The organism is Ancylobacter radicis, from assembly GCF_018449475.1.
Lineage (GTDB): Bacteria > Pseudomonadota > Alphaproteobacteria > Rhizobiales > Xanthobacteraceae > Ancylobacter > Ancylobacter radicis.
Genome location: NZ_JAHCQH010000004.1, coordinates 67844 through 80959, shown reverse-complemented (window position 1 = coordinate 80959; position 13116 = coordinate 67844). Strand labels below are relative to the sequence as shown.

11 protein-coding genes are annotated in these 13116 nt (G+C 67.4%); 6 read left to right on the top strand and 5 right to left on the bottom strand.

The window, feature by feature from the left end; all coding sequences use genetic code 11:
- Positions 1-53: 53 nt before the first annotated feature.
- Complete coding sequence (locus KIP89_RS00620) at positions 54-1328, top strand: amidase (RefSeq protein WP_250152096.1); 1275 nt, start codon at positions 54-56, stop codon at positions 1326-1328.
- A 28-nt stretch (positions 1329-1356) separates the two neighbouring features.
- Here the strand turns inward: KIP89_RS00620 and metH are convergent, their stop codons facing one another.
- The 4 genes from metH to KIP89_RS00600 all read right to left on the bottom strand — a co-directional run bounded on the left by metH (position 1357) and on the right by KIP89_RS00600 (position 7487).
- A complete protein-coding gene (gene metH / locus KIP89_RS00615; protein ID WP_213753478.1) occupies positions 1357-5097 on the bottom strand; it encodes a methionine synthase in 3741 nt (1246 codons plus the stop codon).
- Positions 5098-5108: 11 nt separating this feature from the next.
- The gene (locus KIP89_RS00610; protein WP_213753477.1) at positions 5109-5480 is read right to left on the bottom strand and encodes an endonuclease domain-containing protein; all 372 of its coding nucleotides are present in this window, start codon (positions 5478-5480) and stop codon (positions 5109-5111) included.
- Positions 5481-5559: 79 nt separating this feature from the next.
- Positions 5560-6489 (bottom strand): methylenetetrahydrofolate reductase [NAD(P)H], encoded by a 930-nt coding sequence (metF, locus tag KIP89_RS00605; RefSeq protein WP_213753476.1) that lies wholly within the window; start codon positions 6487-6489, stop codon positions 5560-5562.
- Positions 6489-7487 carry an ArsR/SmtB family transcription factor gene (locus tag KIP89_RS00600; RefSeq protein WP_213753475.1) on the bottom strand — a complete coding sequence of 333 codons (999 nt, stop codon included), beginning with the start codon at positions 7485-7487 and terminating at the stop codon, positions 6489-6491. The genes metF and KIP89_RS00600 overlap by 1 nt, the downstream gene beginning before the upstream one ends.
- Positions 7488-7678: 191 nt before the next feature.
- On the opposite strand from KIP89_RS00600, the gene tsaA reads away from it, so the two are divergent.
- Both tsaA and KIP89_RS00590 read left to right on the top strand, forming a co-directional pair.
- Positions 7679-8191: a tRNA (N6-threonylcarbamoyladenosine(37)-N6)-methyltransferase TrmO gene (gene tsaA / locus KIP89_RS00595; protein ID WP_213753474.1), complete on the top strand. Its 513-nt coding sequence runs from the start codon at positions 7679-7681 to the stop codon at positions 8189-8191.
- A gap of 227 nt (positions 8192-8418) precedes the next feature.
- Positions 8419-9579: a L,D-transpeptidase gene (locus KIP89_RS00590; protein ID WP_213753473.1), complete on the top strand. Its 1161-nt coding sequence runs from the start codon at positions 8419-8421 to the stop codon at positions 9577-9579.
- A gap of 91 nt (positions 9580-9670) precedes the next feature.
- On the opposite strand, the gene KIP89_RS00585 is transcribed toward KIP89_RS00590, so the two are convergent.
- Positions 9671-10375, bottom strand: coding sequence for an MOSC domain-containing protein (locus KIP89_RS00585; protein WP_213753472.1), 705 nt, complete (start codon positions 10373-10375; stop codon positions 9671-9673).
- Positions 10376-10534: 159 nt separating this feature from the next.
- Here KIP89_RS00585 and KIP89_RS00580 point away from each other — a divergent pair, with 159 nt between their 5' ends.
- The 3 genes from KIP89_RS00580 to KIP89_RS00570 are packed head-to-tail and all read left to right on the top strand — an operon-like array spanning position 10535 to position 13114.
- Positions 10535-11113 carry an HdeD family acid-resistance protein gene (locus KIP89_RS00580; protein ID WP_213753471.1) on the top strand — a complete coding sequence of 193 codons (579 nt, stop codon included), beginning with the start codon at positions 10535-10537 and terminating at the stop codon, positions 11111-11113.
- Between the two features lie 10 nt (positions 11114-11123).
- Entirely contained in the window at positions 11124-12329 is a 1206-nt protein-coding gene (locus tag KIP89_RS00575; protein ID WP_369807012.1) for an OpgC family protein, read from the top strand.
- Positions 12326-13114: an SGNH/GDSL hydrolase family protein gene (locus KIP89_RS00570; RefSeq protein WP_369807011.1), complete on the top strand. Its 789-nt coding sequence runs from the start codon at positions 12326-12328 to the stop codon at positions 13112-13114. Before KIP89_RS00575 ends, KIP89_RS00570 begins: the two co-directional genes overlap by 4 nt.
- The last annotated feature ends 2 nt before the right edge of the window (positions 13115-13116 follow it).

The window sequence follows — 13116 nt, the reverse complement described above, 5'->3', positions numbered from 1 at the left end:
TTCTTGGCGGCGGCGCACTCCCCTTGCCGGACGCGGCCGCTCATGCGACAGCGATGACCATGACCGAGATGCTCTCCGCCGCCGCTCTTGCCCAGGCCATCCGCGCCGGGCGCCTGTCACCCGCCGATGTCACCGCGCTCTGTCTCGAAGCGATTGCCGCGCGGGAGCCGGAAATAAAGGCTTTTGCCGCCTTCGACCCTGAGGCGCTCACCCGCGCGGCGCAGGCCGAGGGGCTGGCGCAGACGCCGCTGGCGGGTCTTCCGGTCGGTATCAAGGACATTCTCGACACGGTGGACTTCCCCACTGAACGCGCCTCGCCGCTCTTTGCCGGCTACCGCCCGCCGGCGGATGCGGCGGTCGTGCGCATGGTGGCCCGCGCCGGCGGCCTGATCGCCGGCAAGACCGTCACCACCGAATTTGCCTTCATGCAGCCCTCGCCGACGCGCAATCCGCGCCGCCTGAGCCATACGCCCGGCGGCTCCTCCTCGGGCTCCGCGGCGGCGGTGGCGGCCGGGATGCTGCCGCTCGCGATCGGCACCCAGACCGGCGGCTCGGTCATCCGCCCCGCCTCCTTCTGCGGTGTCACCGGCTACAAGCCGTCCTTCAAGCTGCTGCCGGTGCTCGGCCTGAAGCCTTTCGCCTGGTCGCTCGACACGATCGGCCTGTTCGGCGCCCATGTCGCCGATGTCGCCTTCGCCATGGCGGCCATCACCGGGCGGGACTTCGACCTCGACGCCGAGCCGGTCCTGCCACGCTTCGCGGTGGCGCCCACACCCCGTGCCGGACTTGCCTCGGCGGATGCCCATGCGGCGCTGGAAGAGGCGGTGCGCGCCGTGCGTCAGGCCGGAGCCTCGGTGGAGGCGGTCGAATTTTCGCCGGCGCTCGAGGCCGGGGACGCGGCCAGCGCCGCCATGCAGGCCTATGAAGCCTCTCTCGCCATGGCCGACGAATGGGACCGGCACCGCGACCAGCTCTCGCCGCTGCTGCAGGGCTATCTGTCCGAGGCGCAGAACACCACGCCGGAACAGTACGATGCCGCGCGCCGCGCCGCCCGCAAGGCCCGCAATGCGCAGGCCGATCTCTTCGCCGGCTTCGATGCGCTGCTGACCTTCGCGGCTCCCGGCGAAGCGCCGGAGGGCTTCGCCACAACCGGATCGCCAGCCTTCAACCGGCTATGGACGCTGACCGGCGCGCCCTGCGTCAACGTCACCGGCCTCACCGGCGCGACCGGCCTGCCGATCGGTATTCAGGTCGTCGGCCGCTTCGGCCGGGACCGCGCCACGCTCAGCGCCGCCCGTTTCCTTGAGCGCGCCATCGCTGCCGGCTGAGCCGGAGGCCCATCGGCCCGATCGCGGCCTACTCCGCCGCGATCTTCTTGTGGCTCAACGGATCATAGTTCAGCACCGGTGCGAGCCAGCGTTCAGCGTCCTCGATGCTCATGCCCTTGCGCCGGGCATAATCCTCGACCTGATCGCGCTCGATCCGGCCGACGCCGAAATAGGCCGCTTCCGGGTGCGCGAAATAGAGCCCCGATACCGCCGCCCCCGGCCACATGGCGAAGCTTTCGGTCAGTTCGACGCCGATCTTAGGCGTGGCCTCCAGCAGTTTGAAAAGAGTCGCCTTTTCCGTGTGGTCGGGCTGCGCGGGATAGCCCGGCGCGGGGCGGATGCCGCGATAGGCTTCTTGAATCAGATTCTCATTCTCAAGTTCTTCATCCGGCGCGTAAGCCCAGAATTCCGTGCGGACGCGCTGATGCATCCGCTCGGCGAAGGCTTCCGCAAGACGGTCGGCCAAAGCCTTGAGAAGAATGGAGGAATAGTCGTCATTGGCGTTCTTGAAGGCGTCCGAACGCTCCGGCTCGCCAAAGCCGGTCGTCACGCAGAAGCCGCCAATATAGTCCGGCACCGCCGCGCTTTTCGGCGCGATGAAATCGGCCAGTGCCACATTCGCCCGCCCCTCGCGTTTGCCCATCTGCTGGCGCAGCGTGTGCAGCGTGGCGAGTTCGGTGCTCCGGCTGTCATCGGTGAACAGCACGATGTCATCGCCCACCGTATTGGCCGGCCAGAAGCCGACCACCGCCCGTGCCGTCAGCCATTTCTCGGCCACGATGGTCTCCAGCATCCGCTGGGCATCGTCAAAGAGCGCGCGCGCCGCCACCCCGACCTTCTCGTCCTGAAGGATGCGCGGATACTGGCCCGCGAGTTCCCAGGACTGGAAGAACGGTGTCCAGTCGATATAGGGCACGAGTTCGCCCAGATCATATTCCTCGAACACCCGCGTGCCGAGGAAGGTCGGCACCGGCGCGGTATAGTCGTCGAACGGCAGAACCAGCCGGTTGGCGCGTGCCTCCTCCAGCTTCACGCGGACCTTGTTGCGGTCGCTCTTGGCGTGGGCGTCGGCGACCTTGGCGTATTCGGCGCGCAGGCCGGCGACGTATTCCGCCCGCGTATTGTCGTTCAGGAGGTTGGAGACCACGCCCACCGCGCGGCTGGCATCGGTGACATAGACGGCCTGCCCGCGCACATATTGCGGGGCGATCTTCACCGCTGTGTGGACGCGCGAGGTCGTCGCGCCGCCGATCAGGAGCGGTACGGTGAAACCCTCGCGCTCCATCTCCGAGGCGACATGGACCATCTCGTCGAGGGAGGGGGTGATGAGGCCGGACAGGCCGATGACGTCGACCTTGTGCTCCCGTGCCGCTTCGAGGATCTTGGCGGTCGGCACCATGACGCCGAGGTCGATCACCTCGTAATTGTTGCACTGGAGCACGACGCCGACGATGTTCTTGCCGATGTCGTGCACATCGCCCTTCACCGTCGCCATCAGCACCTTGCCGGCCGAGGAATCCTCCGTGGAGCCGCTGTCCAGCTTCTCCTGCTCCATGAAGGGCATGAGATAGGCGACCGCCTGCTTCATCACGCGGGCGGATTTCACCACCTGCGGCAGGAACATCTTACCGGAGCCGAACAGGTCGCCGACCACGTTCATGCCGGCCATCAGCGGCCCTTCGATGACGTGCAGCGGCCGCGCCACCTGCTGGCGTGCCTCTTCGGTGTCGACCTCCACGAAATCCGTGATGCCGTTGACCAGCGCATGGGCAATGCGCTTCTCGACATCCCAGGTGCGCCAGGTGAGATCGGCCTCCTTCTTCTCGCGCCCGCCGCCGCGGAACCGCTCGGCTAGCGCCAGAAGACGCTCCGTCGCGTCGTCGCGGCGGTTGAGCACCACGTCCTCGCACGCCTCGCGCAGCTCCGGCTCGATCTCGCTATAGGGCGCGAGCTGGCCGGCATTGACGATGCCCATATCCATCCCCGCCGCGATGGCGTGGTATAAGAACACCGCGTGCATCGCCTCGCGCACCTGCTCATTGCCGCGGAACGAGAAGGACAGGTTGGAAACGCCGCCGGAAATATGGGCGTAGGGCAATTGCTGGCGGATCGCCCGCGTTGCCTCGATGAAAGCGACGCCATAGCCGGCGTGCTCCTCGATGCCGGTCGCCACCGCGAAGACGTTGGGATCGAAGATAATGTCCTCGGGCGGAAAACCGACCTCGTCGACGAGGATGCGGTAGGCGCGCGAGCAGATCTCGATCTTGCGCTCATAGGTGTCGGCCTGGCCCTGCTCGTCAAAGGCCATGACGACCACGGCGGCGCCATAGGCGCGCACCAGCCGGGCGTAATGGCGGAACGCCTCCTCGCCCTCCTTCATGGAGATCGAGTTCACGATCCCCTTGCCCTGGATGCATTTGAGGCCCGCCTCGATGACGCTCCATTTGGAGCTGTCGACCATGATCGGCACGCGGGCGATGTCGGGCTCGGCGGCCAGCAGGTTCAGGAAGGTCACCATGGCCTTCTCGGAATCGAGCAGGCCTTCATCCATGTTGATGTCGATGACCTGCGCGCCGCTCTCCACCTGGTCGCGCGCCACCGCGAGAGCGGCGGTGTAGTCGCCATTGGTGATCAGTTTGCGGAAACGGGCCGAGCCGGTGACGTTGGTGCGCTCGCCGACATTCACGAAGGGGATGATCGACGTTAGCTCGAAGGGTTCGAGGCCCGAGAGGCGCAGGCGCGGCTCGACTTTCGGCACCACGCGCGGCGCATGCGGCGCGACCGCGTCGGCAATGGCGCGGATATGGTCGGGCGTCGTGCCGCAGCAGCCGCCGACAATGTTGACGAGGCCCGAGGCGGCGAACTCGCCGACGAGCTTGGCCATCGCTTCCGGGCTCTCGTCATAGAGGCCGAACTCGTTGGGCAGGCCGGCATTGGGATAGGCGCAGACGAAGGTGTCGGCGAGGCGCGACAGATCGTCGATATGAGCGCGCATCTCCTTGGCGCCGAGCGCGCAGTTGAAGCCGATGGAGAACGGGCTGGCGTGGCGCAGCGCATACCAGAAAGCGGTGGCGGTCTGGCCCGACAGGGTGCGGCCGGACAGATCGGTAATGGTGCCGGAGATCATCACCGGCAGGCGGATGCCGCGCTCCTCGAACAGGCGCTCGATGGCGAACACGGCGGCCTTGGCGTTCAGCGTGTCGAAGATGGTCTCGATCAGCAGAAGGTCGGATCCGCCGTCGATCAGAGCGCCGGCCTGCTGGCCGTAAGCGATTGCCAGCTCATCGAAACTCGTCGCGCGGTAGCCGGGATCGTTGACGTCCGGGGAGATCGAGGCGGTGCGGTTGGTCGGACCGATGGCGCCGGCGACGAAGCGGGGGCGGCCATCCTTGGCCTCGGCCAGTCGGGCCGCCTCCTTGGCGACGCGCGCGCCCTCGAAATTGATCTCGTAGACCAGGCTCTCCATGCCGTAATCGGCCATGGCGATGGTGGTGCCGGAGAAGGTGTTGGTCTCGACGATGTCCGCCCCCGCCAGGAAATAGGCGAGGTGGATGTCGCGCACCGCGTCGGGCAGCGTCAGGTTGAGAAGGTCGTTATTTCCCTTGAGGTCGCGGTTCCAGCTTTTGAACCGCTCGCCGCGATAGCCGGCCTCGTCCAGCTTCAATTGCTGGATCATCGTTCCCATGGCGCCGTCGAGCACGAGAATACGCTCGGACGCGGCAGCGCGAAGGGCGGCGAAGGTGTCGGCGGGCGGAACGGTGGCAGCCATGAGAACGCTTCCTACTCCCTCTCCCCCACGGGGAGAGGGTTGGGGTGAGGGGTTCCACCGCACAGAGCTTCCACAATGCGCAGCAGAACGCCGTCGAGGTTTGTCAGCACGTCGTTATTCCAGAAACGGATGACCAGATAGCCACAGGCCTCGATCATCCGTGTTCTTTCCGCATCGTCTTCGACGGCGTGTTGACCACCGTCGAGTTCAATCACCAGTTTCGCATCGACGCAGAGGAAGTCGACGATATATCTGTCGACCGGCGCCTGACGTCGAAACTTCCAGCCTTCCAGCCGACGATCGCGCAGACGCGACCAGAGCAGGGCTTCGACATCGGTCTGGTCTTTCCTCAACCGACGCGCTCGCGAAATCCTACCCGGCATCCCCCTCACCCGCCGCTGCGCGGCGACCTCTCCCCGTCGGGGAGAGGTTAAGGTACCGCCACATCAGCTCAATTTCCGCTCACGCGGCTGCCTGCCCGTTCTGCCCGGCCACGGCCTCCTGCGGCGGGCGCAGGCCCAGCAGGTGGCAGACGGCGTAGACGAGGTCGGCGCGGTTCAGCGTGTAGAAGTGGAACTCGGTCACGCCGCGATCCACCAGATCGAACACCTGCTCGGCGGCCACGGCCGCTGCGATCAGCTTGCGGGTCTCGGGATCATTGTCGAGCCCCTCGAAACGCGCGGCGAGCCAGCCGGGCATGTAGGTGCCGGTCTTCTCGGAGAAGTTCTTGGCCTGCTTGAAGTTGGAGACCGGCAGGATGCCCGGCACGATCGGCACCTCGATACCGCGCGCGCGCGCCTTGTCGAGGTAGCGGAAATAGAGGTCGTTATCGAAGAAGCATTGCGTGATGGCCCGCGTCGCGCCGGCCTCGACCTTGGCGGCGAGGATGTCGAGATCGGTATCGAAGCTCGGGCTCTCCGGGTGCTTTTCCGGGTAAGCCGAGACGGAAACTTCGAAATTCGCGATGCGGCGGATGCCGGACACGAGATCGGCGGAGGTCTTGTAGCCGTCCGAATGGGGCTCATAGGACTGGCCGACACCGCCCGGCGGATCGCCGCGCAGCGCCACGATATGGCGCACGCCGGCATCCCAATACCCACGCACGACCTCGTCCACCTCGCCCTTCGAGGCGGAGACGCAGGTGAGGTGGGCGGCGGGGGACAGGCGGGTCTCCTTGACGATGCGCTCCACGGTGGAGTGGGTGCGCTCACGGGTGGAGCCGCCCGCACCATAGGTCACGGAGACGAATTTCGGGGCGAGCGGCGCCAGACGGGTAATGGACGACCACAGGGTCGCCTCCATTTCCGGCGTCTTCGGCGGAAAGAACTCGAACGAAACCGAAATCGGCCGCCCGCCGGCGCGGCGGCTGCGGCGCTCGACATCCGACGACATCAGGCGACCTCCCTTGTGTTCTGAGTATCCGCCAGCGCGATGCGCGGATCGCGGGCGAGCCATAGTGAAACCGTAAGCTTGCCGTCGGCTTGCGGCGCGAGAAGGCGATGCGACTGCGGGCTAAGTCCCGCCTGCACAAGCCAATTTTCCATGATTTCGGGCGCGAAGCCGAGGCGGCGATGGGCGTGCTGCTCGCGCAGGAACTCCAGATCGTGCGGGTCGAAATCGACCACCAGCAGCCGCCCGCCGGGACGCAGCACCCGCGCGGCTTCCTTCAGCGCGCGGGGGGCGTCCTCCAGGAAATGCAGCACCTGGTGGATAATTACCACATCGAAGGAATCGCGGGGCAGCGCAAGGCTGTAGATGTCGCCGTGGCGCACGCTGGCATGGCGCACGCCGGCATGTTCCAGATTGGCGCGGGCGACGGTGAGCATTTCCGACGACAGGTCGATGCCGACGCCGCGCTCCATCTGCTCGGCGAACAGCTCCAGAATGCGCCCGGTGCCGGTGCCGAGATCGAGCAGGGCGCCGATCGGCGCGCCGGAAAGTGCTGATTTTATAGCGGCTTCCACCTGCGCCTCGGGGGCGTGCAGGCGGCGGATGGCGTCCCATTCATGGGCATGGGCGCGGAAATAGGCCTGCGCCTGGGCGGCCCGGGCGGCGCGCACCGCCTCCAGCCGCTCGCGGTCGCGCAGCAGGATGGCGTCATCCGCCGCGATCAGGTCGAGCAGCGCGTCGGTGAGCGCGGCGGCGGGCGTGTCAGTGGCGCGGCGGTAGAACACCCAGCTCGCCTCGCGGTACCGCTCGACCAGCCCGGCCTCGGCCAAAAGCTTGAGATGACGCGAAATTCTCGGCTGCGACTGGCGGAGAATCTCGGTAAGCTCGGAGACGGTGAGTTCCCCCTCGCCGATCAGCGCCAGCAGGCGCAGGCGCGTGTCCTCGCCGGCTGCCTTGAGGCCGTCGAGCAGCAGCGGGAAGGATAGGGGCAGCGTGGCCACGGGCGCTCTCTGATAAGATATAAAGATATGTTTATGTCTTATCGGAACATAGCGCAAGGGGTCTGGCATCCCAGCCCCGGAGCGTGGAGTGTCAGTGCAGTGAGGTGGACGATCAGGCCAATGTGTATCAGCGAGTCCATCGGGTTCAGATGCCTGTCGACACGCCCGCGCGTCCGGCGGAGCCCCGCCCGATGAGCGGCCCGGATTTCGGCCCCCGCCCCGGCGAGATCGCGATCGAGCTGCCGGCCACGCCCGATGCCGGGCTGCATTTCATCGGGCGCCTGCGTACGCCCTGGACGCGCCGGGCGGACTGCCCGCGCAACAGCCGCGAATCGGACGCCCCCTGCACGGTGGAGATCGACGCCCCCTTCCGCCCCGCTCTGGAGGGGCTGGCGGGCACCAGCCATCTCTGGCTGCTCTACTGGATGGACCATGCGCCGCGAAACCTGGTCGTGCAGGTGCCCCGCTCCTATGGCGTCGGGCGCGGTACCTTCGCGCTGCGCAGCCCGGCCCGGCCGAACCCGATCGCGATGAGCGCGGTGCGCCTTCTCGGCATGACCGACAGCACCCTCACCGTCGCCGGGCTCGACTGCCTCGACGGCACGCCGCTGCTCGACATCAAACCCTATTTCGCCTCGACCGACGACTTCCCCGAGGCGATTGTCGGCTGGCATCGGGAACACAAGCGGCCGGACGGGACTTGATGGGGGCTGGTGCGACAAGCTTCGGGCCAGCAACCCACCGCTAAGCTGACGCTAAGGTGAATGTGACAAGAATGCATCAGCCCTGCACAACGCGCATGGCTGGATGTTGCGGGTCGGTTCCGAACCTCACTCTGGTCTTGAACCTGCCTTGATCGTAGGTCATCTGCTCTCGAAAGCATCGCGTGGACGTTCCGCGCCCCCTGTCCCGGCATTTCAGTTAAGGCTTGATGATGGTCGTTCGCCTTGGTTTCGCTCCCGCTGTCGCGCTGATCGTGCTGGCGTCGGCCGGCACCGCCGGCGCGCAGTCCTATCCCGCCGCACAGTCTTCCGCTTCGCCCTATGAGGCGGCCACCTCGCCGACCGAGGCCGAGATTCCGGCCCCCTATGATCCCTATGGCGCGACGGCCGCCGCCCCCGCCGGGCAGCCGGCCAGCACCACGCCGCCGGGCGTGCGCGATCCCTATGCGCAGCCGATCGCCGGCGCCGGGCAGGTTCCGGCCGCGGCTGCCCCCGGCGCGTCCAACGTGCCGCCGGGCGTCGCCCCGATCGCCAACGCGCCCTATTCCGATCCGTCGCGCCAGCCCGCCGGCTATCCGTCGGGTGCCTATTCCGGCCAGCAGCCGGCGGGCATGGCCTCGCCCTATGGGCAGGCGCCGGCCAATAATTACGGCCAGCCGCCGGCCTATGGCTCCGCCGCCGCCCAGCCGGGCGCGCCGGTCTATGCGCCCCCGGCCGCCGTCGGCAGCGCCCCGCGTCAGGACCTGAACAATTCCTATGGCTCGAACGGCTCCAGCGTCGCCATGCTGCCGCCGGAAGACCAGCCCGAGGACGGCCCGGCCAAGCCGCTGCCGGACAATCTGCGCCGGCAGGTGGTCGACTACGTGACCAAGGAGCCGCCGGGCACCATCATCATCGATACGCCGAACACCTACCTCTATTACGTGCTGCCGGGCGGCAAGGCGGAGCGTTACGGCATCGGCGTCGGCCGCGAGGGCTTCACCTGGGCCGGCACCGAGAAGATCTCCCGCAAGGCGGAATGGGCCGATTGGCGCCCGCCGGCGGAAATGATCGAGCGCCAGCCCTATCTGCCGCGCTTCATGGCCGGCGGTCCGGGCAACCCGCTCGGCGCCCGCACCATGTATCTGGGCGGCACCATCTACCGCATCCACGGCACCAACCAGCCTTCCACCATCGGCCAGTTCATGTCGTCGGGCTGCATCCGCATGCTGAACGAGGATGTCGAGAACCTGTATGACCGGGTGAAGGTCGGCACCCGCGTCGTCGTGCTGCCGGGCAACACCGCGCCCAAGACCGCCGAGGCCCCGCTCGACCCGCAGCCCATGCCGGTCAGCACCGCCGCCAGCGGCGCCCCCGGCGTGGTGCGCTGAGCGCAGTTTCGCTTTCGCGATTACGCAAGACCCTTGTAGCAAAACCCCGGCGAACCGCGCGTTCGCCGGGGTTTTCGTTAAAGGCGCGGCCTCACGGCTCCCAGAAACGCTGCGCCGGCACCTTCACGGTGATCTCGCTGCCGGCGGCGATCTCGCCCGCGCGCTCGACCCAGGCGACGAGGCCGCGCAGCCCGCGCGCCGCGCCGACAAAGGCGGTCTCCAGCGGCTTCTCCTCGCCCGAGGACGGCCCCGCCCGGCCGGACGCGGCCAGCAGCCCCCTCTCCGCGAGCCCCTGCGCCACCGCCAGCCCCTGGGCCACAGCTTTGCCGGCGTGACGGCAGGGCGCGTTCTCGCCTTCCACCACCAGCGCCGCGCCGCCGGGCAGATGCAGCCGCGTGCCGACCGGGATCCGGGTGAGGCGGGCCAGCCCCTCGATCACCAGATTGGCGCCGAGCCATTCCGGCCGCAGCTCGGGAATGGCAAGGCGGCGGGCGATCTCGGCGAGTTCCTCCGGCGACACCAGCGTAAGCTGGCGGGAATTGCGGATCGGCGTGCCGCGCGGATACCAGGGCACGCGCGAATCCGCCGGCCGGGCGACGCCGTGATGGCGGTCCCCGGCGATGCCCTCCAGCGTCACGGCCAGCGCCGGCACGTCGCGGGTGAGAAAGCCCCGGCCATCGGCGACCAAGGTGCGGGCGAGCCGGGCCTTGATCCGCCGCGCGGGAATCTCCGAGGGGGCACCGAACAGGTCGACGGCGAAGGCGGGCACCGTCAAAGGGTCGGATTCTGCGGCCATCCTGGCTCCTAAGTCAGAATACGGACGTGCGAAGCGGCGTTACCGCTGAGATGGGCGCGACTATACCATGGGGCACTCGTCCCCGGACGAGTCGATGGAACCCCGGAGGCCGGACGGCGTTACCGCGCTGCCGGCGCGCCGAATGGATGAGGACCGATCATGTCACTTCCGACTGACTCCCTGACGCCGACGCCCGGCGGCGCGCTCGCCGGCTACCTCAGCGAACTGCGGACCAAATGGGGCTGGTTCGTCGCCCTCGGCCTGCTGATGATCGCCGCCGGCGCCTTCGTGCTCGGCAATGTCGCGCTCGGCACGGTGGTGTCGGTGCTCTATATCGGCGTGGTGCTGGCCATTTCCGGCGTGGCGCAGATTTTCCATGCCTTCCAGGTCAAGGGCTGGGGCGCCTTCGCCTTCTGGCTGCTCGACGGCCTGCTCTATGTCGCGGCGGGCGTGGTCGCCTTTGCCGAGCCGCTGCTGGCGGCGGCGGTGCTGACCCTGCTGCTCGGCGCGGCGCTGATCGTCGGCGGCGTGTTCCGCATCATCGCCGCCTTCCAGATGCGCCCGGCCGCCAATTGGGGCTGGATCGCCGCCTCCGCCGTGCTGACCGTGCTGCTCGGCGTGATGATCGTCGCCGGCTGGCCGGTGAGCGGGATCTGGGTGCTCGGCCTGTTCCTCGGCGTCGACCTCGTCTTCAATGGCCTTGCCGTGCTGATGCTCGGCCTGCGCCTGAAGAAGTGAGCCGAGCCTCGTGCTCGCCCGCCCCGCCGCCATGGCGGACACCTCCGGGACGTCGGCCGAAAGGCCGGCGCCCCCGGCGCCCAGCGGGCGGGATCTGCGGCTCGACCTGTTTCGCGGCCTCGCGCTGTGGTTCATCTTCCTGAACCACATCCCGAACAATGTGGCGAACTGGATCACCAACCGGAATTTCGGCTTTTCCGACGCCACCGAGATCTTCGTCTTCATCTCCGGCTACACCGCCGCCATGGTCTATGGCCGGCAGATCGACACGGCGGGCGTAATGGTGACCTCGGCGCGCATATTGCGCCGCGCCTGGCAGCTCTACGTCGCCTTCATCTTCCTGTTCGTCATCTATCTCGCGGAAATCTCCTATGTCGTCGGCTCCTTCTCCAACCCGCTCTATGCGGAGGAGATGGGCGCGCTGCAATTCCTCGCCGAGCCGGATGTGGCGCTGGTGCAGGCGATGCTGCTGAAGTTCCGCCCGGCCAATATGGACGTGCTGCCGCTCTACATCGTGCTGCTCGCCACCTTCCCGCCCATCCTGTGGGCGCTGAAGAAGGCGCCGGACCTGACGCTCGCGGTCTCCCTTCTCGTCTGGGCGGCGGCGGGCATGACCGGCTTCAACCTGCCGGCCTATCCCGACGACCGGATGTGGTTCTTCAACCCCTTCGCCTGGCAGTTGATGTTCGTGTTCGGCGGCTGGTGCGGGCTGGGCGGCAGCGACCGGCTGGGCTTCCTCGTCCATTCGCGGCTGGTGCTGGCGCTGTCGGTCGCCTATCTCGCGCTCTCGCTGGCCGTGGTCCTGAGCTGGTGGTGGCCCCCGCTCGATGGCATCGTGCCGGAGCTGGTGGCACAGATCATCTACCCGATCAGCAAGACCGACCTGTCGCCGCTGCGGGTGCTGCATTTCCTCGCACTGGCGGTGGTTGTGGTACGATTGATACCGGTCGATCTGCCGGCATTGCGTAGCCCGATACTTCGGCCGATGATCCTGTGCGGCCAGAACTCGCTCGAAGTCTTCTGTTTCGGCGTCTTCCTTTCTTTTGCCGCACATTTCGTGCTTAACGAAATCACCGGCGCGCTGTGGATGCAGCTTGCGCTCAGCGTCGCCGGCATCGCCTTAATGGTAGCTCTCTCGGTTCTTCTGTCGTGGTATGGTCGCGTCGAGCGCGAAGTTGCCGCGCGAAAATTGACTGATCGACGCGGTTCATCGTGACACGCCGGATCCTTGGGTTCGTCCTGATCTCCGCCCTCACCCTAGCGGGTGCCGACATGGCCCGCGCGGCGGGGGAGCCGGTGTGCGCCGCCCCGTCCGAACTCACTCGCGCCGGCTTCGCCCTGCCGCGCCTCGCCCGTTCGCTTGCCGGCAAGGAGCCGACCACCATCCTCGTGCTGAACTCCTCCACCGCCAAGAAGGCCCCCGCGACCAAATCCTCCGGCAGCGCCGCCGCGAAGGACGCGATACCGCGCGGCTTCCCGAGCTTCATCGAGGAAATCCTGCGCGAGCGTTATCCGGCTGGCGGGGTGGTGGTGACCACGCACAACCAGCCGCGCGCCACCGCCGAGGCCATTCTCGCCACGCTGCCGGAGGCGCTGGCGGAAACCAAGCCCGCTTTGATGATCTGGCAGACCGGCACCTATGACGCGATCCTCGGGGCCGATACCTCGTCCTTCTCCGACGCGGTGATGAACGGTATTGAGACGGCGCATGAGGCGGGGGCGGACGTGATCGTCGTCTCCCCGCAATACAGCCCGCGCACCGCCTTCGCCTTCGATGTCGCGCCCTATAGCAGCGCCCTCGCCTGGACCACCCGCGCGGCCGGCGTGCCGTTCTTCGACCGCTATGACGTGATGCGCTTCTGGGAGACCGAGGGCATCTTCGATTTCGACAGTGCCCGCCCCTCCCCCTCCCTGTTCGAGGATGTCCATCGCTGCATCGGCCGGCTTCTGGTCGGCATGATCGTCGATGGCGTCGACAGCCGCACTCTGGGTTCCCGCTGACC

Excerpts from the sequence above, each read along its gene's own strand:
- KIP89_RS00620 (WP_250152096.1), top strand. The coding sequence starts at position 54 with ATGACCATGACCGAGATGCTCTCCGCCGCCGCTCTTGCCCAGGCCATC.
- metH (WP_213753478.1), bottom strand. The coding sequence starts at position 5,097 with ATGGCTGCCACCGTTCCGCCCGCCGACACCTTCGCCGCCCTTCGCGCT.
- KIP89_RS00610 (WP_213753477.1), bottom strand. The coding sequence starts at position 5,480 with ATGCCGGGTAGGATTTCGCGAGCGCGTCGGTTGAGGAAAGACCAGACC.
- metF (WP_213753476.1), bottom strand. The coding sequence starts at position 6,489 with ATGTCGTCGGATGTCGAGCGCCGCAGCCGCCGCGCCGGCGGGCGGCCG.
- tsaA (WP_213753474.1), top strand. The coding sequence starts at position 7,679 with ATGAGCGGCCCGGATTTCGGCCCCCGCCCCGGCGAGATCGCGATCGAG.
- KIP89_RS00590 (WP_213753473.1), top strand. The coding sequence starts at position 8,419 with ATGATGGTCGTTCGCCTTGGTTTCGCTCCCGCTGTCGCGCTGATCGTG.
- KIP89_RS00585 (WP_213753472.1), bottom strand. The coding sequence starts at position 10,375 with ATGGCCGCAGAATCCGACCCTTTGACGGTGCCCGCCTTCGCCGTCGAC.
- KIP89_RS00580 (WP_213753471.1), top strand. The coding sequence starts at position 10,535 with ATGTCACTTCCGACTGACTCCCTGACGCCGACGCCCGGCGGCGCGCTC.